This window comes from Tengunoibacter tsumagoiensis (genome assembly GCF_003967535.1).
In the GTDB taxonomy this organism is placed as follows: Bacteria; Chloroflexota; Ktedonobacteria; order Ktedonobacterales; family Ktedonobacteraceae; genus Tengunoibacter; species Tengunoibacter tsumagoiensis.
The window spans coordinates 1,757,758-1,779,259 of sequence record NZ_BIFR01000002.1 but is presented as its reverse complement, the minus strand read 5'-3'; the positions used below and the strand labels follow the sequence as shown (position 1 = coordinate 1,779,259).

The following is a 21,502-nucleotide window of genomic DNA, read 5'->3' as shown; positions in this document are numbered from 1 at the left end:
GAAAAGAGTATTCAGCAGACAGAATAGAAGGATAGACAACAATGCAGAGGAAGCAAGAGATCCAAGAGATTGTCAAAAACTATATCGGCACTCGCATCAGCTTAGACGATCTCGATGAAGAGATCAACATTTTTGAAGAAGGGCTCGTCAATTCCCTGTTTGCAATTGAGCTAATGACCTTCCTGGAAAAAGCCTTTGCGATCAAAGTTGGTATGGATGACCTGGATATGTCGTACTATCGATCAATTCATGCCATTGCTGATTTTGTGATGAGAAAAGAGGCCGAGGGAGTGGTATGAGCTATCAGATAGATGCAAAAGATAGGGAGCTCTATCAGCAGTACATTGATTTTGCCAACGATGTGATCGTTCATCAAGCCCATCTCTGGGAAGAAGAGGAAGCGATTCCAGTCGACGTGATCAAGAAATGTGCTGCTGCTGGCTACCTTGGTGCCACGATTCCGTCGCACTATGGAGGTCAGGGCTGGAATATGGTGCAGTATGGCCTGTTGAATGAGGCCATCGGCGGTGCCAGCGTCTCGCTGAGCGGTCTGTTAAATGTACACACCATGTTTGCGCAGACCATCCTCAAATGGGGCAGCGAAGAACAGAAGCAACGCTGGCTCCCATTGTTAGCAAGTGGACAAGCGATCGGTGTCTTTGCGCTGACTGAGCCCACGGCAGGCAGTGACACCGGTGGGATTGAGACACAATTTATCAGGAGCGGCGAAGATCTTCTGATCACAGGCACAAAAAAGTGGATCACCTTTGGCGGAGCCGCAGATGTCTATCTCGTCTTTGGCAAGCTAGAGGGCCAATCGATAGCCGCCATTGTCGAGCGACATATGCCGGGATTTACCGTTACACCAATTCGCCATATGTTGGGCTTTAAGGCGTCCCATTTAGCGCAACTGGATCTGCACGAGTGTCGCATTCCCGTTCAGAACATTGTTGGCAGACCAGGCTTTGCCCTCTCGTATCTTGCTCCCTATGCCCTTGATTACGGGCGTATCAGCGTTGCATTTGCAGCCCTGGGTCTGCTGCGTGCCAGTCTTGAGATCTGTGGCAAACATGTCTTGCAGCGAGAGGCATTTCAAGCCCCCTTGATTGAACATGGAACCATCAGTGCCCTGATGACCGATCTGGGCGTTGACTTTAGCGCGGCCAGCCTGTTGTGCTTTGATGCTGTCAGGGCAAAGGACGACCATCTTCCAGACGCCACTGAGAAGATTATGATCGCAAAATATTTTACCTCGCGAGCCGCCGCACGCCATGCCTCGAATGCTGTACAGATGATGGGGGCCCTGGGATGCAATGAAGCTTTTCCGCTCGCACGATTTTATCGGGATGCGAAGACGATGGAAATCATTGAAGGAAGCAACCAGATTCATCAATTTTTATTGGGCAAAAGCTTTGCCCGTAGCCAGAAGAATAGCCACACGGCCCAGCGGATACCAGTAGATGGGAGAGTGACATGGTGATATCTGGTGCCACTGTCATGCAATGTTTTGAAGATCAGGTTGCGCGTATGCCATCGGCGTCTGCGGTTGTCATTGGCAAGGTCGGGCTGACCTATGCCGAATTGAACGCGAAGTCAAATCAGCTCGCCCGCAGGCTTCGTCAACAAGGAGTGGGACCAGATACCGTCGTTGGGATCATGGCCGAGCGCTCGTTAGAGATGATCATCGGCATCTTTGCTATCCTGAAAGCGGGTGGTGCCTATCTACCCTTGCTACCAACCAATCCGCCAGAGCGAACACGCTATCTCCTTGCCGAGAGCGGGGCAATACTGCTGCTAACATATGGCCTTCGCGCAACGGACTATGCAATCACAGCCATTGACCTGGGGGCTGCTGAGCTGTATCAGGGTCCAGACGATAATTTAGAGCCGGTCAATCGTCCTGAAGATCTGGTGTATGTTATCTATACATCTGGTTCAACAGGAAAGCCCAAGGGAGTGATGATTGAGCATCACTCGCTGATGAACCGGCTCCTGTGGATGCAGAAGCAGTATCCAATCGACCAGAATGACCGTATTCTGCAAAAAACCTCGATTATTTTTGACGTGTCGGTCTGGGAATTATTCTGGTGGTGTCTGGTTGGGGCCACGCTCTGTTTGCTACAACCAGGCTACGAAAAATTCCCACTGGCCATCTGTACCTCCATTGCCCAGAATCAGATCACCACGATGCACTTTGTCCCTTCTATGTTGAGCCCTTTCTTACAGTATGTTAACGAGCATAACGAAGCTGCTCAACTCTCCTCATTACGCCAGGTTTTTACCAGTGGAGAGACGCTTACACCAGGGCAGGTCAGGCTCTTTATCAAAACGTTGTATGACACAAATCAGACGCGATTAACCAATTTATATGGTCCGACAGAAGCGACGATTGATGTGACCTATTTTGATTGTCCGATGCAAGGCGATGTGGGCAAGGTTCCGATCGGGAAACCAATCGATAATATAGACATCTTGCTGCTCAATGACCAGAATGAATGTGTTTCGCCAGGGGAGACGGGCGAATTATGTATCGCTGGCGTAGGCGTAGCCAGAGGGTATATCAATAATCCTGTCCTGACCGCAGAGAAATTTGTGACGCATCCGTTGCTCGCATCTGCCAGGATCTATAAAACGGGAGATCTGGCTTGCTGGCTTCCTGATGGCAATCTAGAATTTTTGGGGCGCTCTGATCAGCAGGTAAAAATACGCGGAATACGCATTGAGCTTGAAGAGATTGAGTCGGTCATTTTAGAGTATGAAGCCATACAGGAATGCGTGGTCGTTGCCGAGACGGAGAGTGAAAATATTACTTTGCTGACTGCTTATATCGTGCCCAGGACCACATTCGCCTTGCCCGAGCTAAAGAAGTTCATCAGCCAGATGCTTCCTGACTACATGTGTCCAACGCTGTATATCACCATCCCTGAGATTCCTCTGACGCCCAGTGGAAAGGCTGATAGGAAATCATTGACACATATGCGAAAGAAAAAGGTCTGAACTTACTCTCATGCAAAGGGGGAGTCGCAAGCATTCATCCGCCAGAGATCCCGATCAGGGCTGTTTTCAGCAACGATCTTGAGCCCATGTTTCATCTGAACGTGTGGAAATAGAAGAAGGACGCATACAATGGCAAAAAATGTGGAGAAGTTACCGCGTAGCAGTGTTCAAGATATTTTTGACCTGACTCCTTTACAGGAAGGTTTGCTATTTCACTATTTACTGTCCCCAGATGGGGCTCAATACCATGAACAGTTGTGTCTGGATCTTGTGGGAAAGGTTGATGAACAGCTCTTTCGTCAGGCCTGGGAACAGGTTGTGCAGTCGAACGAGATGCTGCGGACTGTCTACCGCTGGCAGGGCCTGAAAAAGCCAGTGCAGATTGTTTTAAAGCAGAGCGATATCAATCTTCGCACGATTGATATCTCAGCAGATGTCTCAACTGGCGAGGTCCTGGATCGGGATAAACATCTTGCTGAGATAAAACGGGCGGATCTCTCACAGCCCTTTAATCTGTTGGAGGTGCCATTCCGGGTGACCCTCTGCAAAGTATCGGCTGAGCGCAGTCTTGTTATCCTGAGCAATCACCATATCTTGTACGATGGCTGGAGTAATGGCATCATCCTGAGTGAGTTCTTTCGGAACTATGATCGTCTGCAAGCAGGTCATAGTCTGGCCGCACCTGTCCAAAAGACGCCATTTAAAACATATGTACAATGGCTTCAGGGTCAGGATCAGAAGAAGCAAGCACGCTACTGGCGAGAGTATCTGGCAGGTTTTTATGCTCAGACCTATCTTCCCGTCAAGAAAAAGCAGCCCTCAGTGGCTGCAACGACTCTCAGCCATAAGGTTCTCTGTCCACCAGAGCTCCGGCAACTGATTGATGCCTTCTGTCGCCAGAATGGAGTGACGTTCGCGGCACTTCTCTACAGTGCCTTTGGGATAGTGTTACAGAAATACACCAGTACCAACGACGTCGTCTTTGGGACAACGGTTTCGGGACGAAATGCAGATCTTAAGAATATCCTGAATACCGTTGGCCTCTTCATTAATACACTCCCACTCCGTATTCAGGGATCACAGCAGGCAAGCCTTCTCGCTATTGTACAGCAAGCGAACGCAGACCTATTGAAGCGGATGGACTTTGAAGGGACGCCACTCGTCAATATCAAAGATTGCAGCGAGCTCAACAGTAGAGATGAGCTTTTTGATACCATTGTCGTGATCGAGAATTATCCATTGGATCAGCACCTCCTCACGCAAAAGCATTCGTTGCAGATCGAGAAATTTTCCAATGTGGAGATGACAAATTATGACGTCACGCTTGTTGTCAGCTTACTGCTTGATTCGATTGAGATCGTTTTTAATTATCGGCAGGAACGTCTTGAGGAAGCTACCGTTGTCCAATTAGCGGATTGCCTGGTGCGAACGCTTGAGACCATCGTCGCGCAACCACTGCAACGCTTATGCGATCTTGAGATTATTTCTCCCGCTGAGAAAGAGGTCATCTTTCAGCACTTTAATGCCACCGACGCCGATTATCCCTCCCACGAAACCATCCAGAGCTTATTTGCAGCACAGGTAGAAAAATACCCGGACCATATTGCCCTTCGCTCTGGTCGTGAAGCGATCACCTATCGTCAATTACATGAGCGCACCACCCGTTTAGCCAGCTATTTGCAGACGCGCGGAGTTGGTCCGGAGAAGGTCGTGGGGATCTGTATCGAGCGTTCGATTGCCATGATTGTTGGGATGCTCGCGATCTTAAAGGCCGGAGGCGCTTATGTCCCTCTTGATCCGCGCCAGCCAGTGGAGCGATTGCGCTATATTCTTTCTGATAGTGGTGCCGCGCTTGTGCTCGGTCATGGTCGTCTGGAACACTTGCGGAGCGATACATGCCTTCCTCTCAACCTGGAAGAGATAGACCTCTCTCCAACGGCCCTGCCCATTGACCTCCCTCTCATCGGCCATGCAGAAAATCTGGCTTATATCCTCTACACCTCTGGCTCGACAGGTCGCCCGAAAGGTGTGGCTATTGAACATCGCTCGGTTATTAATCGATTACACTGGGTACAACAGCGGTACAGATTGCATGAGCGGGATGTTGTACTGCAAAAAACGAATATCATGTTTGATGTCTCCGTCTGGGAATTGTTTGGCTGGTTCCTCGGAGGAGCATCGCTCTGTTTGCTGGCTCCTGGTGAGGAGGCAGATCCTCGTGCCATCGTCACTGCGATCCAGCAGTATCGCGTTACTTTTATTCACTTTGTCCCCTCCATGTTGCAGCTCTTTCTGGATTATCTCCAACAATATCATGGCGAAAGAGCGCTGCACAGTCTCCGCATCGTCTGGAGCAGCGGAGAAGCCTTACGAGCTCAGCAGGTGGCCCAGTTCTATACCTTACTGTCATCGTGGTCTCGAGTGCAGTTAGTGAATCTCTATGGACCAACAGAGGCCACAGTGGATGTCTCTTACCATGAGTGTACGCAAGAGGATGGCCATCGTCTCGAGGGCATCCCGATTGGGAGACCAATTGATAATATCAAGTTATATGTACTGAATAATGACCATACCATGCAGCCGATTGGTGTGCCAGGGGAGCTCTATATTTCGGGTGTTGGTGTGGCACGTGGGTATGAGCAAAAGCCAGTCCTGACCGCAGAGAGTTTTTTTCAGGACCCCTTTTACCCAACCGAGCGTATGTATAAAACCGGAGATCGCGCCTGCTGGTTGCCCACCGGTGAATTGGAGTACCTTGGCCGCCTGGATTATCAAGTGAAGGTACGAGGTTTTCGTCTGGAACTGGCGGAGATCGAGGCGCACTTATTGCAATTTCCGGCGATTAAAGAAGCCGTTGTGGCCGTGACCAGAGATAAAGTTGGTGATGATCGTCTCGTTGCTTATGTGGTTCTGCGGCCAAAGACCAGCCTGAATATTCAGCAGATCAAAGAATTTGTGGCGCAGAAGCTCCCAGATTATATGTGTCCAGACACCATTATTGAATTGGAATGCTTCCCCTTAACCATATCGGGGAAGATTGATCGAAAAAAGCTGCCAGCGGTTGCGGTCGTTGAGCGTGTTCCTGCGCTGCCAGCGGTGGAATTGGACTCAGTGGAGCAGATTGTCTCTGAGGTCTGGTGTGATGTGCTGGGTTTAGAGCATGTGAATCCGGATGACATGTTCTTTGAAGTAGGTGGCAACTCGTTAAAGATCATTCGTGTCTGTAGCCAGTTAATGACGGCGCTCCAGATAGATCTTCCCGTAACGGCATTATTTCGTTTCCCAACGGTTCGTCTCCTGGCCCGTCACATTACGGAAACATACCTTCGGCCTCCCGCCGAGCAGATTGAGAAGGCCCCTTCAGTTCCGCCAGAAGATGTGCCGCAGCCAGCAGCCGATTGCGATGTCGCTGTCATTGGCATGGCTGGAAGATTTCCGGGGGCCCACAATCTTGATGAGTTCTGGGAGAATCTCCGGCAGTCTGTAGAATCGATCAAGCTCTTTTCCGATGAAGAGCTGCTGGCAGCCGGGATTGCCGCATCAACAGTAAGTAATCCCCGGTATGTGAAGGCCAAAGGCGTACTTGATGGCGTGGACTACTTTGATGCTGATTTCTTTGGCTATTCACCGAAAGAGGCAGAGGTAATGGACCCGCAAGTGCGGCTCCTGCATGAATGTGTATGGGAAGCATTGGAGTATGCGGGCTATAACCCGGAGCGCTATCAGGGGATGATAGGGTTGTATGCTGGCTCATCCTCAAATTTTCACTGGCTCCAAAAAATTGCGCACCGTTCGGCAAATCATCTGGATGAATTTGCCCTTATGCTCTTAAATGAAAAAGATTTTCTGAGTGCACGCATTGCCTATAAAATGAACTTCACCGGCCCGAGTGTCACCGTTCAATCGGCCTGCTCAACATCATTGACGGCGATCCATCATGCCTATACAGCCCTTCTTCAGAGAAGCTGTGACATCGGTGTTGCAGCCGGAGTCAGTGTCACCTATCCACTCAAAACTGGCTACCTGTATGAAGAGGGCATGGTCTTTTCGCCCGATGGTCACTGCCGCGCATTTGATGAGCGAGCTCAGGGGACCGTTGGCGGCAATGGGATCGGCGTTGTTGTGCTCAAGCGACTGGCAGATGCAGTGCGGGATGGCGATGCTATCCATGCAGTCATTAAAGGATCAGCAATAACCAACGATGGCTTTCACAAAGTTGGCTTTACTGCGCCCGGGGTGGATGGGCAGGCGCACGCGATCAGGGCGGCCCAGGCCATGGCTCAGGTAGAGGCAGAGAGTATCACTTATGTGGAAGCGCATGGAACCGGCACTGCCTTGGGCGATCCAATCGAAATAGAAGCGTTAAAACTGGCCTTTAACACCAATAAGACACAACTGTGTGCCATTGGTTCTGTGAAAACCAACATTGGTCATCTTGATGCTGCGGCAGGCATTGCCGGTTTTATCAAAACGGTTCTCGCCCTCAAACATGCCCAATTGCCAGCCAGCCTGCATTTTGAACGTCCAAATCCAACGCTTGGTCTGGATAATAGCCCCTTTTATGTGGTGAACGGCCTTACTGAATGGAAGCGCACCCTCACACCTTTACGGGCCGGGGTCAGTTCTTTTGGTATGGGTGGCGGAAACACCCATGTCGTATTGGAGGAAGCTCCCCCACTGGAATCGGTGCAGAAGGGCAGCGAACCAGACTGGCAGCTTCTTCCACTTTCAGCCCGTACTGAACGCTCTTTACAGACGGCGATAGCAAGATTAAAAAATCATTTGCAGAGCCATGAAGAGCTAGCTCTGGCCGACGTTGCCTATACGCTCCAGGTTGGTCGGAAGATGTTTGAGCAGCGTTGTTTTCTTGTCAGTTCGAGCGTTGCAGATGTGAGTAAGCCAGGTGTCGACGACGACGAACAGGCAGTTGGAGATGAACTGTTCCTGTCGCGTCTCGCGCACGTCCAGGGGACCGAACGTGACATAGCCTTTTTATTTCCAGGTCAGGGCACACAGTATGTGAATATGGGCCTGGATCTCTATACGCGCGAAGCCTTTTTTAAGCAAGAGGTTGATCGATGTTTTGACATTGCGCAACAGTTCGGTAACGTTGATCTAAAGGCGATTCTCTATCCACTTCATGGGGAGCATTCCGAGCGCGTGAATCAGACGGCCTATACCCAACCACTGCTCTTTATCTATGAGTATGCTCTGGCGCGGCTCTTGATGCATTGGGGGATCAAGGCGAAAGCGATGATTGGGCATAGCCTGGGTGAATATGTCGCTGCCTGTCTGGCAGGAGTATTTTCGCTGGAAGATGCGCTCAAGCTCGTCATGACACGAGCACGATTGATGCAGCAGCTTCCTGGCGGGAGTATGGTCAGCGTCTCTCTTCCAATCGATGAGCTCAGGCCCTTCTTGACGGATGGCTTGAGCATTGCAGCACGAAATAGTCAGTCGTTAAGTGTGGTATCAGGTCCAACTGAAGAGATCGAGACGTTTATTGCCGCGATGAAAGCCCACGGCTCTGATTGCCGCCCCTTGATTACATCACATGCCTTTCACTCACAAATGATGGAGCCGATCCTTGAAGAATTTTACACAGTCGTAGCCCAGGTGACATGCCATTCGCCACAGATCCCCTTTATCTCGAACGTGAGTGGCACCTGGGCGCGTGCCGAAGATGTGATCAAGCCCTCATACTGGGTCAATCATATCCGCGAGAGCGTACGTTTCGCCGAAGGGGTTGAGCTCCTCATTGAGGCAGGCATTCATGTATGTGTAGAGGTTGGTCCGGGACGAGCATTAACTGAATTGGTCAGGAAGAACACTCTCCAGAAAACAGCTCAGATGATGACGATCACGACCTGCCGCCATCCCCTGGAAAAAACATCGGATGCTCGCTATCTCCTCAAGCAACTGGGCGAATTGTGGTTGTGTGGAGTCGAGATTGACTGGCAAGCGCTACATACAGGTCAAAAGAGACATCGTGTCGCCTTGCCAACGTATGCCTTTGATGTCCAGCGCTTCTGGCCCGATGAGCAAGAGCAGGCTCCTCCAGTGCACATACAAAAGCAGCCCGATCTTGCGGACTGGTTCTATGCCCCTTCCTGGGAACGCTCTTTTGTGACGCAGGCCTCTGCTGATAACGAAGAGAATGCAAACTGGGTGCTCTTTGTTTCCCCGCATCCATTGTGCCAGGAGCTGATTCGTGTATTGCAAGCCCAGGGGGCCTCGCTCACCATCGTTCATGCCGGTGAACGCTTCGATCAGATCTCCGCTACAGACTATGTTATTCATCCGCAGCGTGTGGAAGACTTCAGGCTTCTGCTAAAAGGAATCCACCAGGCGCAGGGTAAGGGCATGCTGATTGTGCAGATGTGGAACCTTACAGAAGGCACCTTTGTTCCAGACGTGCTTGAATCTGTTCTCGCACAAGGCTTTTATGCTTTAACCAACCTTGCCAGAGCTCTGGGAGAGATACGACTTGCGGAGACCGTCAAGATTTTCACTGTTGCAAACGGCCTGGAACAGGTCACAGGGTCAGAGCATCTCTGGCCATCAAAAGCAACAATGTATGGCTTTACAAAAATCGCGCCATTGGAGTACCCCTCCCTTCGCTGTCGTGTGATTGACGTTGAGGTCACTCCAGCAGACCAGGAAGAGCAGCATGAGATGGTTACTCAACTGCTCGAGGAATTTCGCATCCAGACCCCTGAAGAGATTATTGCCTATCGCGGTGGCTATCGTTGGAGCAAGGTCATCCGGCCCATGCGCCTGCCAGCAGTCTCGAAGGTCAGCAAGCGTTTACGAGATGATGGGATCTATCTCATCACGGGCGGACTTGGTGGCATTGGCTTTGCCATTGCCTCGGTGCTAGCCGAGCTTAAACGTCCAACGCTGGTGCTGATTGGACGCAGAGCATTTCCTGATCGAGCCAGTTGGGAAGACTGGCTGACCGAGTATGGGCATGAGGACAGAACAAGCCGGATGATTCTTGCTCTTCTTGCGCTTGAGAAACGTGGGGCACGTATAGCTGTATTTTCGGCTGATAGTGCGAACGAAGAGCAGATGGCCTCACTTATTCGTAGAGTGGAACAGAGCTATGGTCTGATTAACGGCGTTGTCCATGCGGCTGGCATCGCCGATTATGCGGGCATTATACAAATGAGATCCGATGCAGCTACCGCAGAGATTCTTGCACCAAAAGTGCAGGGGACCTTGCTCCTGGACCGTCTGCTGAACCAGCAGGAGCTTGATTTCTTTGTCCTCTGCTCGTCCATTGGCAATATTATCTATCAACAGAAAATTGGCCAGAGCGGCTACAATGCCGCCAATGAATTTTTAGATGCCTATGCTCATTATCGTAGAAGGCAAGGCAAGACATTCTGGACCTCCATTAACTGGACCGATTGGCAGGAAGTTGGCATGTCCCTGGATTCAGCCGCCTATTGGGCTGAGAAATTAGCGCTGTCCGCGGAAGAGATGCTGGCAGATGGCGTGACAAATGCCGAAGGAACGGAAGCGTTCCAGCGGATTCTCGAGGGGCGCAACTCGCAGATTATCGTCTCACCACAAGATCTGGTAAAAAGAGCGGATAAAGCCCGGAAACGCCTGGAAAATATCTTGAGGCTGACGCCCCAAAGTGCAACGATCCAGGCTGATCTCTCCGCATCCTTTACACGCCTGGCCCAATCAGCCAATGACCTTGAGCTAGAATTAGCGCTTCTCTGGAGGCAGCATCTCGGAATCAAGGAGATTGGCCTGCATGAGAATTTCTTTGACCTTGGTGCTGGCTCCCTGGATCTATTGCAAGTCAATGCCATGATTAAAGACCGCTTTCACGTCCAACTTCCCCTGGTCTCGCTCTACGAACATCCAACAATTTCCGCACTGGCTAAATATATGCGTGCTGAATTAAATAGTCCACCAGATCAAGCGACGACTACCAGTTCTGGTATCGCCACAGGTTCTGGTACAGCTGCAGAGAACGGCGAATTGCAGAAGGCGAAATCATTGCTGAAAAGTGCCTCCGCAAAAATGAAGAAAAAGACGATCTAACATCGAGATCATAGATTGCTTCAGAAGAGAGAGCATGCATGATCACGCCACGGCATGAATGAAAGGTAAGACCAATGACGGATAACGATATGGCAACTCAAGAGATAGAGCGTACTGGATTAGAGATAGCCATTATTGGCATGGCCGGAAAATTTCCGGGTGCCAACACATTAGCACGATTCTGGGAAAATCTCGCACAGGGCGTCGAATCTATCGCCCACTTTACTGATGATGAGCTACGCGAACAGGGTATTGATGAAGCAACCTTACAGCGAGCAAACTACGTCAAAGCCAGAGGCTTCATTGAGGACGTCGAGTATTTTGATGCCGCATTCTTTAACTACTCAGTCCGTGAAGCCGAGATGATCGATCCACAGATTCGTATTTTGCAGGAATGTGCCTGGGAAGCGCTTGAAAATGCTGGCTACGCCCCCCAGAGCTATCAGGGAAAAATCGGCCTGTTTGCTGGTGCTGCCACAAATTTCCAATGGATGGAGCATACGCCGCTCGGCCAGGGGGCACAGGGAGCTGCCTTTGCCGAGGCGGCCACCTTGAGCTATAAAGATGCGCTCAGCACATTGACCTCCTACAAATTAGGTCTGAAAGGACCAAGCCTCACCTTATATACCGCCTGTTCCACATCCCTCTTAGGCATCCATCTGGCCTGCCGATCCTTACTGACCGGTGAGTGTGATCTCTCCCTGGCGGGAGGTGTCTCGATCTCCTACCCGAAGAAAAAAGGATATCTGTATGAAGTCGGCATGACTTCTTCGCCAGATGGTCGGGTAAGACCATTTGACGCCGATGCCAGAGGCGCAGTTTTTAGCGATGGAGCCGGGATCGTTGCCTTAAAGCGCCTTGAAGATGCTGAACAGGATGGCGATTACATTTATGCCATCATTAAAGGCTCGGCAGTCAACAATGATGGGTCACGAAAAGTTGGCTATACCGCGCCAAGCCTCGAAGGGCAGTCAGAGGTTATTACCGCAGCCCAGAGTCTGGCAGAGGTCGAGCCCGATACGATCTCATACATTGAAACACATGGAACCGCAACGCCATTGGGCGATACCATTGAGTTTAGCGCACTGAAGAGGGCCTTCCAGACCAGGAAGAGAGGCTATTGTGCTATTGGTTCAGTCAAAAGTAATGTTGGTCATCTGGATACCGCAGCAGGTGTGGCGGGCCTGATAAAAACAGTCCTGGCCTTGCAGCATCAACAGATTCCACCAAGCTTACATTTTGATCGCCCTAATCCTGAAATTGATCTGATCGATAGCCCATTCTATGTGAATACAGAGCTCATGGAATGGGATAGTCTCACACCTCGTCGGGCCGGAGTCAGCGCCTTTGGCTATGGTGGTACAAACGTCCATGTCATATTGGAAGAGGCCCCAATACCAGCCCGGAGTACACCTGAGCAGAAGCAGCGCGTCCTGACCATCTCGGCCCGGACTCCAGCGGCTCTGAAGGTGATGAACCAGAATCTTGTCCAGCATCTACAGGCGAACCCAATGATCTCGCTGGCTGACGTTGCCTATACATTGCATGTTGGACGCGAGCAATTTCCCTATCGCCAGGCCATCGTGTGTGCAAACGTCGAAGAGGCCGTTGCCGCCTTGACGGGTCAGCTCGGCGACGCCGTTTTGCAGACAGGCAGTGCCAGACATGGCAAAGAGCAGCCAGATGTGTTATTCCATGTGGGAGCCGGGACGATCCAGTATGCCACGGTCTTACAGGGACTGTACGAGAGCAGCCTGGCCTTGCGCGAGGAGATAGAGCAGTGTTTTGCTGTGAGCACATCGCTGACTGGAAAACGTATGCGCGTGGATGCCGGAGAGAGCACTCACTCTTTAGCCGATCCAATCCAGAGCTTCGTCTCCCAATTTACCTGTGAGTATATCTGCGTCAGGATGTTGATAACGTGTGGAGTGAAGCCAGTTGCCCTTCTGGCGACGGGGCTCTCTCATATCGTCGCCGCCTGCCTTGCAGGTGTGTTCACCGTAGAGCATGCACTACGATGGGGCATCGCCAGTGCTCAACTGTCCGCTGATCCAGCCAATAGCTTGCTGAAACAACGTTTTGACAGCATTGTCTATGAGACGCCCCTGACCCGGCCCTCGCTCCCCATTCTGTCAGAGACAACGGGCACCGTACTGGCTGATCATGATGTGCTGAGTGCATCCTTCTGGGCCCGTCTCCTCCATCAAATGCCCCTGGTACACCCTCAGACAGGCAGTCATTGGCCCAATGCGGTGATCATTCAGATTGGCGAAAAAGATGGGCCAGAGAGTGATAGTCAGCAGAGAAATGACGATGCGGTCATCCCCCTGTTTTTGCGGGAGCAGGATACCGCAGCCATGGCTGAAACCTCTTTTCTGAACCTCCTGGCATCTCTGTGGACCATGGGGACCGCGATCAATTGGCAACAGCTCTATCAAGGTGAAAAGCGCTCTCGTCTGCCCTTGCCAACCTACCCATTTGAGAAACAACGTTTCTGGATCGATCCTCCTCGACAGAAGGTTCAGCATCAGAGTGGTCAGATCGAGAAGCGACCCAATATGGCTGAATGGTTTTATACACCAGCATGGCGCGAAGGAGCGCGAAGTGCAGCAACCCTCTCTCCAGCCACCTGGGTTGTGCTGATGGACCATGAGCAGGTCGGGGAACAATTTGTCGAGCACCTGCATAGATCGGGCCACCACGTGATCATCGTCCGCCAGGGAGCGGCCTTTGCAGAAGTGAGCTCCAACGAATTTGTTATCTGTGCTACCCGGCAGGAGGATTATGATCGCGTCTTCAGCAAGGTTGTGCGGACACATCCCCCTCTTTTGCGCATCGTCCATCTATGGACGGCGACATCACAGCCTGTGGCAGAAGAGCGATTGTTAGATCTGGGGTTGTACGCACTCCTGCATCTCACCAGAGCGCTTGCGCGGCAGGACGTAAGGCTCAGAGTTGAACTCAATGTCCTGAGCAATCAGATCTATCAAGTGAACGCCACCGAAACGACTGTCGCCGTCAAATCAACGTTGCTGGCACCCCTCAAAGTCATTCCTCAGGAGCATACAAATGTAAAGTGCCGCTGTATTGACTTTCCTCTCGATACGTCCATCGAGCCACAGATCCTGACTGCTTTAGTCGCGGAGACCTCCCAGGAAATCAGCGAGACTGAAGTTGTCTATCGCGGCCCCCAACGGTTGGTGCGTACCTATGAGCCCCTTCCAGCGGAACAAGTGCGCCCCGCCCTTGCCCTTGCACCAGATCAGGCGGTCCCACCTCTGCGTGAAGAAGGCGTCTATGTCATCACCGGTGGCTTAGGCGGAGTCGGCATAAAGCTGGCGACGTATCTGGCACGTGCAGTCCGGGCTCGCATTGCCTTAATCAGTCGCGAAGGGCTTCCCCCCATTGATGAGAGACAGACCTGGCTGGAGACCCACGATGAGGAAGATCGCGTCAGCTTTAGAATCCGCCAGATTCAAGAACTGGAAGCACAGGGGGCCCGGGTACTGGTCATCGCAGCCGATGTTGCGGATGAAGAAAAGATGTCTCAGGCACTAGAGCAGATTGAGGCAACCTTCGGCAGCATCCATGGTCTTATCCACGCCGCAGGAATCTTGCGCGTCCACTCCGCACTCTGCCCCATCATTTCGATTGGACGAGAAGAATGTGAAGAACAATTTCGTCCAAAAATGCAAGGAGTGAAGGTACTGGAAAAGGTGCTGGCGCATCGTCATCTTGACTTCTGCGTACTCGTCTCCTCCTTATCGCCCATTTTAGGCGGGCTTGGCTTTGTTGCCTATGCCGCTGCCAACCTGTATCTGGATGGATTTGTGGCGCAATATGCCGGGACCACCACCACGCGCTGGCTCGTCGTTAACTGGGGAGATTGGCTCTACACAGGGCCGAAGATGCAGAAGCGGATCGCGCAGAGCTCCCTGGATGTGCTTGAAATGACCAATGAAGAGGCCATCAAAACCTTCCAATGTATTCTCTCTCTGGAAAACATCGACCAGATTGTTGTCTCATCGGGTGATCTGCATACCCGTATTGAGCAGTGGATACACCTGAAGGCATTAGAGCCCCAGCCGAACGTCCAGATAGCCAGTCCCTCAGCCTCACAGCGCCGTTCACTGCTCCAGCTCGCACAGTCCTCAAACAGCCAGGAACAATTTGAGCAGATCATCGTCGATCTCTGGCTCGATTTTTACCGTGTGCAAGAGGTGGATCGGCATAAAAACTTTTTTGAGTTGGGAGCCACCTCCCTGGATATCATCCAGATCCATACAAAGCTGGTGAATTTTCTTCAGTATCACGTGCCAATCGACGTCATGTTCAACAATCCTACGATTGCCCAACTGGCCGTAGCCTTGAGCGAACAGGAGAGACCAGCGCAGGAGAGCGAGACTGAGCAGCCAGAACAAAGGTCAGACGTGATCGGCACACCAGGATATCACGAAGGCGTCGCCGTCATCGGTATGGCTGGTCGATTCCCGGGTGCAGCCACAATCGACGAGTTCTGGCACAATCTGGTTGATGGCGTCGGATCGATACGTTTCTTTACCGATGAAGAGCTACAGGAAGCAGGCATTCCAGTAGAGGATCTTCACCAGCCCAATTACCGTAAAGCCAAAGGCTATCTTGAGGGGACTGAATATTTTGATGCCGCCTTCTTTGATTATACACATCGTGATGCCTTACTCATGGACCCGCAATTGCGCGTCTTCCACGAATGTGCCTGGAGCGCAATTGAGCACGCCGGATATAGCATCAACGACTATAAAGGGAAAGTCGGAGTTTTTGCAGGGGCCTCGCCAAACCTCTACTGGCAAGTACAATCCTTACTGGGAGAGGAGAATGAACCCTCCGATCAATTTCTCACCTCATTATTGAACGATAAAGACTCACTGAGCACACAGATCTCCTACAAATTGAATCTGAATGGTCCCAGCGTCAATCTCTTCAGTGGGTGTTCAACGTCATTGGTGGCCGTAGATGCCGCCTGTAACGCGCTCGCCTCGGGTCAGTGTGACATGGCGCTTGCTGGCGGTATTACGCTTGCCCTGCCCGAAAAGACAGGCTATATCTATCAGGAAGGGATGCTCTTCTCTGAGGATGGTTATTGCCGGGCCTTTGATGCCAACGCAACCGGGATGGTCTTTGGCGATGGCGTTGGCGTAGTGGTCTTAAAGCCACTGACACAGGCATTGCGCGATGGCGATACAGTGCATGCAGTTATTAAAGGTGCGGCGATTAACAATGACGGCCATCGCAAGGTTGGCTATACTGCACCAAGCGTGGAAGGTCAATTTGAAGTCATCACGGCAGCGCTTCAGAAAGCACGCGTTGAGCCCGAGAGCATAGGCTATATTGAGACCCATGGTACAGCCACGCAACTTGGTGATGTGATCGAAATGGCCGCCTTAAAGAAGGTTTTTGCGACATGTGAGCCCCAATCGCGGCCACTGGGATCGGTAAAGACCAACGTTGGACATTTAAATGCCGCCTCGGGCGTGGCAGGCTTTATCAAGACGGTGCTCAGCCTGAAGCACAGGTTGATTCCACCAAGCCTGCATTTTGAGACGCCCAATCCACAGATTGACTTTGCGCATAATCCATTTTACGTCAATACCACAGTGCAGCCATGGCAGAATGAGCGCTACCCTTTACGTGCAGGCGTCAGCTCCTTTGGGATCGGGGGCACGAATGCCCATGTCATTCTAGAGGAAGCGCCCGTTCAGGAACCTTCGAGCCGAGAGCGTGATTGGAAGCTACTGCTGCTCTCAGCAAAGAGCCAGGAGTCCCTGGAGCGCATGACCGATAACCTGGTAGAAGATCTGCGGAAGCACCCTGAAAAGAGTCTGGCCGATGTCGCCTATACGCTACAAGTTGGCCGTCAGGGCTTTGAATATCGCCGTGGGCTCGTCTGTCGAACGCAGCAAGAGGCCATTGATCTCTTCTCCTCGCGATCACCTCAGCTTCGTAGCGATCTATCGACCAATGGGAAGCACTCGATAGTCTTTCTGTTTCCAGGCAACGGAGCCCACTACGTGGCGATGGGGCGTGAACTATACGAGCAAGAAGCATTTTTCCGCCATGAGTTAGAGACCTGTTTTGATATCTTGCGGACTGACGCAGGAATTGATGTCAAGCCTATTCTCTATCCTGGCGCTGATGCCGATAGTGCGCAGTGCAAGCAGGCCATGGCAAGCATGGAGTATAGCCAGCCCATTATCTTCTGTCTGGAATACGCACTGGCTCAACTGCTAATGCATTGGGGCATACAGCCATCGGCGATGATTGGCTATAGCTTTGGGGAATATGTCGCCGCCTGTCTGGCAGGCGTTTTCTCCTTACAGGATGCATTGCGCCTGGTTGCTACCCGTGGAAAGCTGATGAGTGGCCTTCCTGAAGGAGCTATGTTAAGCGTGCCCGTCCCTGAGGCACACATGCACACGCTCCTCCAAGAGATACAGGCGCTCCATGAACAGAATAGCGCCAGCGAAGTCAAGACGCTCACCATTGCGATTGATAATGGAGCATCGTGCATTGTCGCTGGCACCCCTCAGGCCGTGACCGATTTAGATCGGTTCCTGCGTACAAAACGCCTGTTAAGTATCCGCGTTGCCAGCACGATCGCGGCGCACTCGGCACAATTAGAGGGCGTCGTCCATCAGTTTGAAGCGCAGTTGCAGCGTATGACCCTGCATCCTCCCTATGCGCCGTTCATCTCCGGGCTCACAGGCACATGGATTACGGCAGAGCAATGTCAGGACCCTCACTACTGGGTCAACCATATGAAGGATACGATTCGTTTTGCCAATGGAATACAAGAGCTCTTGAAGGATGACCGGCGTATCTTTGTTGAAGTTGGGCCAGGACGAGATTTAAGTGTTCTGCTCCAACGCTTCTTTGCGGAAGGTCAGCCGCAACGCATTCAAAATACGCTGAGACCAGAGGGCTATCCCGCAGCAGATAGCCAGTTCCTTCTAGAAAAAATCGCAGCATTGTGGATGTATGGCATCTCCATTGATTGGTCGGCGTTCTATGAACAGGAGCAGCGCCAGCGCATTCCTCTTCCCACCTATGCCTTTGAACGGATCAGTTACAGGCGCAATGAGAATCCTTTTGCACTTGGGCAACACCTTGCCGCCAGAGCACAACGCATTGATGATATTCGCAAACATCCTGATTGTAGTGAATGGTTCTATGTGCCCCGTTGGCGCTCGGATGTGTTGCAGCCAGCGGCAGCCGTAGCGACAGGGCAGACCTACCTGGTCTTTATGGACGATACTGGTGTCGCTGCCTTTCTCGTGAAAGAGCTCCGTACTGATCTCACGTCGGTTATCACCGTTGAACATGGAAAGAGTTTTGAGCGCGTGAGCAATGACACCTATCGCATCAACCTGACCGATCGGAAACACTATCAGCGGCTCATAGAAGAACTACACGCGCAACAACTCTTCCCCACCAGAATTGTGCACTGCGCCAGTCTTTCCAGAGAGAGGTTGATGGCAGATGCTATTCATGCAGAGCTGAGCGCAGGCTTCTATAGTTTCGTATTCATGTTGCAGGCAGTCATTGGACGAGCCATCGCAGTGGATATCCGTGTGATCACTCATGGGACCCAACACGTCATTGGGACTGAACAGCTTGTCCCCGCCCATGCAACGCTGCTTGGCCCCAGCCTGGTGATCGCTCAGGAAATGCCTTCGATTACCAGTTCCGTCATCGACATTACGCTCCCAGCACATCATGGCCCTCAAACACACAAGCTCTACAAACAACTGCTGCTGGAACTACAGTCATCTGCACCAGAAAGCATCATTGCCTACCGGGGAGGGCAGCGTTGGGTGCGCGATTACCAACCTCTCAAGCTTGAAAAGCCAGCCCCTGAAGCCATCCAGTTGCGTCAGGGAGGGGTATACCTGATCACCGGTGGCTTTGGTGGGATTGGTAAGATCCTGGCGCGCCATCTTGCCAGCGCATTTCAGGCGAAAATCGTCCTGGTCGCCAGAAGTGCTTTTCCCGAGCGTCAGCAGTGGGCACAATTGCTCACTGACGATGGGTCAGACATTGCCAAACGTATTCAATTTGTGCAGGAGCTCGAGGAACGAGGCGCTGAAGTCCTGGTCTGTCAGGCCGATGTCGCCGACAGGCAAAAAATGGCAGAAGCTATTGAGCGGACTGAGCAGCGATTTGGAGCGCTCAATGGTGTCATTCATGGAGCAGGCCTGCTTGGAGATGAGACATTTAAGTTGCTCACCGAATTGGAGGCCAGCGATGGGGACAAGCAATTCCAGGCCAAAGTATTTGGCGTGCTGGTATTGCAAGAGCTCCTTAGCGATAAACAGGTAGATTTTTGTCTGCTGATGTCCTCTATCGCCTCTGTTCTTGGAGGCTTAGGCTATGCAGCGTACACAGCAGCGAATGTATTCATGGATATCTTTGTGCATCAACAGGCTCAACAATCGTATCTTCCATGGCGGGTTGTCAACTGGAGCGACTGGAAGTATTGGGAGGAAGATGAGACACACAGCGTCATCGGAAAATCGGTTCACCAACTTTCCATGAGCCCGGAGGAAGGCATCGAAGCCTTTGAACGTGTTTTAGCCAGCGAAGAGCGGCAGATCATTCATTCTCCAGGGCAGTTAGACCTGCGCATCGATCAATGGGTAAAGCTACAATCTGTACACAGCGATGAAGACGACCCGAGCACAGTACAGCTTCACCCACGGCCCCATCTGCCAACGCCGTATGTTGCTCCAGAGAATGAGGTCGAAAAGGCGCTTGCCAGGATCTGGTCAACCGTCTTTCGCGTCGAGCAGATAGGGATTATGGATGATTTCTTTGATTTGAGCGGCGACTCATTAAAAGGAGTAACCGTTGTATCGAAAATCCATAAAGACCTTCATGTTGATGTCTCAATTTCGCAGCTCTTCCTGACACCTACGATTGCCGGGCTCGCTGATTATGTGCAGAATGCGCAACAGCATAAACTCTATTCAATCCCTCTCGCCCCAACCAGCGCACAGTATCGACTCTCTTCCGGGCAGAAACGCTTATACATCTTGCAGCAATTGTATCCTGAGAGCACTGCTTATAACGATGTTATGGCGTATACGCTGGAAGGCGAATTGGATATCGTGCGGTTTGAAGAGGTATTTCAGCACTTGCTTGAGCGACATGAGAGCTTTCGGACCTCGTTTGATATCCAGGATGGCGAACCTGTCCAGACTATCCATCCATCCATTCCATTTACGCTGCTGTATCAGGAGACAACAGAAGAAGCCGCACGTACAATCGTGACTCAGTTTGTGGCACCGTTTGATCTACGTACAGCTCCGCTCTTACGCGTAGGGCTGCTCAAAATTGGCCCGAAGAGACATATTCTGATCTTCGATATTCACCATATCATTACCGATGGGGTCTCCTATGATACCCTGGTGCGTGATTTTATTGCTTTGTATCAGGGCAATACACTGCCAGCGCTGAAACTGCACTACAAAGATTATGCAGAATGGCAATATAGCGAACAGGCCAGAGCCCTTGTCGCGAAACAGGAGGCGTACTGGTACCAGAAATTTGCCGATCATATACCAACCTTACAACTGGCAACCGATTATCCTCGACCCGCTATCCATAGTTTTGCTGGCGATAGTGTCAAGTTTGACCTGGGAAGAGCGCTTACTGAACAGCTCAAACAGGTGGCCGCAGCCAACGACTCCACCATCTATATGTACTTACTGAGCGTATTTGCCATCGTGCTATTCAAATATTCGGGTCAGAATGATATCGTTATTGGCTCTCCTGTCGCCGGTCGTACGCATCCTGATTTGCAGGATATCATCGGAATGTTTGTCAACATGTTGCCCATGCGCACATTCCCGGACGAGAGCAAAACCTTTGCTGACTATGTCCGTGAAGTACAACAGCTGGCCCTCGAGGCATTTGAGCATGAGCAGTATCAGTATGAAGAGCTGATTGCCAAGCTTGGCTTACAGGGGAGCGTATCAGCCAATCCATTGTTCAGTGTTGTGTTTGTGCTGCAAAATATGAACACAGAGCGCTTGAGCATCAGAGATCTACAGATTGAGCTGTATGAGTTTTTGCCGCGCCGGGCACAATTTGATCTCCTCTTAAGCGCAGTCGAGATTGATGAGAATGTTGTGATGAACTTCGAATATGCCACTGCTCTCTTTAAGCGAGAGACCATTGAGAAAATGGCCTCCCGGTACAAAGCGATGCTGGAGGAAGTGCTGACCACCCCTGATATACAATTGGGGGCAATCAACATGGCTCATAGCTTTCAGATCCTGGAAAAGGATACGCGTAGCCTGGCAAATGAAGAATTCGCTTTTTAGCCAGGATTGTAAGGGCGCACCATTGCAGTGCTGGTATTCATACTCCAGGGTCTCTTTGCAGAGGTGCGCCCCGGGCCCTTCCC

The 21,502-nt window shown here is 51.4% G+C and carries 5 protein-coding genes; all 5 read left to right on the top strand.

The window, feature by feature from the left end:
• The first annotated feature begins 41 nt into the window (after nt 1-41).
• The 5 genes from EL628_RS27365 (at nt 42) to EL628_RS27345 (ending at nt 21,419) form a co-directional block, all read left to right on the top strand.
• Nucleotides 42-299 (top strand): acyl carrier protein, encoded by a 258-nt coding sequence (locus EL628_RS27365; protein WP_126583152.1) that lies wholly within the window; start codon nt 42-44, stop codon nt 297-299.
• On the top strand, nt 296-1,480 hold the full coding sequence (locus tag EL628_RS27360) for an acyl-CoA dehydrogenase family protein (protein ID WP_126583151.1): 1,185 nt from the start codon (nt 296-298) through the stop codon (nt 1,478-1,480). The genes EL628_RS27365 and EL628_RS27360 overlap by 4 nt, the downstream gene beginning before the upstream one ends.
• Nucleotides 1,474-2,997, top strand: a complete 1,524-nt coding sequence (locus EL628_RS27355; protein ID WP_126583150.1) for a non-ribosomal peptide synthetase — start codon at nt 1,474-1,476, stop codon at nt 2,995-2,997. Before EL628_RS27360 ends, EL628_RS27355 begins: the two co-directional genes overlap by 7 nt.
• Before the next feature lie 129 nt (nt 2,998-3,126).
• Nucleotides 3,127-11,058 (top strand): hybrid non-ribosomal peptide synthetase/type I polyketide synthase, encoded by a 7,932-nt coding sequence (locus EL628_RS27350; RefSeq protein WP_126583149.1) that lies wholly within the window; start codon nt 3,127-3,129, stop codon nt 11,056-11,058.
• Nucleotides 11,059-11,147: 89 nt separating this feature from the next.
• Nucleotides 11,148-21,419 (top strand): SDR family NAD(P)-dependent oxidoreductase, encoded by a 10,272-nt coding sequence (locus tag EL628_RS27345; RefSeq protein WP_371859710.1) that lies wholly within the window; start codon nt 11,148-11,150, stop codon nt 21,417-21,419.
• The last annotated feature ends 83 nt before the right edge of the window (nt 21,420-21,502 follow it).

What these genes read in the sequence shown, in the direction of transcription:
- EL628_RS27365 (WP_126583152.1), top strand. Translation starts at nt 42, where the DNA reads ATGCAGAGGAAGCAAGAGATCCAAGAGATTGTCAAAAACTATATCGGC.
- EL628_RS27360 (WP_126583151.1), top strand. Translation starts at nt 296, where the DNA reads ATGAGCTATCAGATAGATGCAAAAGATAGGGAGCTCTATCAGCAGTAC.
- EL628_RS27355 (WP_126583150.1), top strand. Translation starts at nt 1,474, where the DNA reads ATGGTGATATCTGGTGCCACTGTCATGCAATGTTTTGAAGATCAGGTT.
- EL628_RS27350 (WP_126583149.1), top strand. Translation starts at nt 3,127, where the DNA reads ATGGCAAAAAATGTGGAGAAGTTACCGCGTAGCAGTGTTCAAGATATT.
- EL628_RS27345 (WP_371859710.1), top strand. Translation starts at nt 11,148, where the DNA reads ATGGCAACTCAAGAGATAGAGCGTACTGGATTAGAGATAGCCATTATT.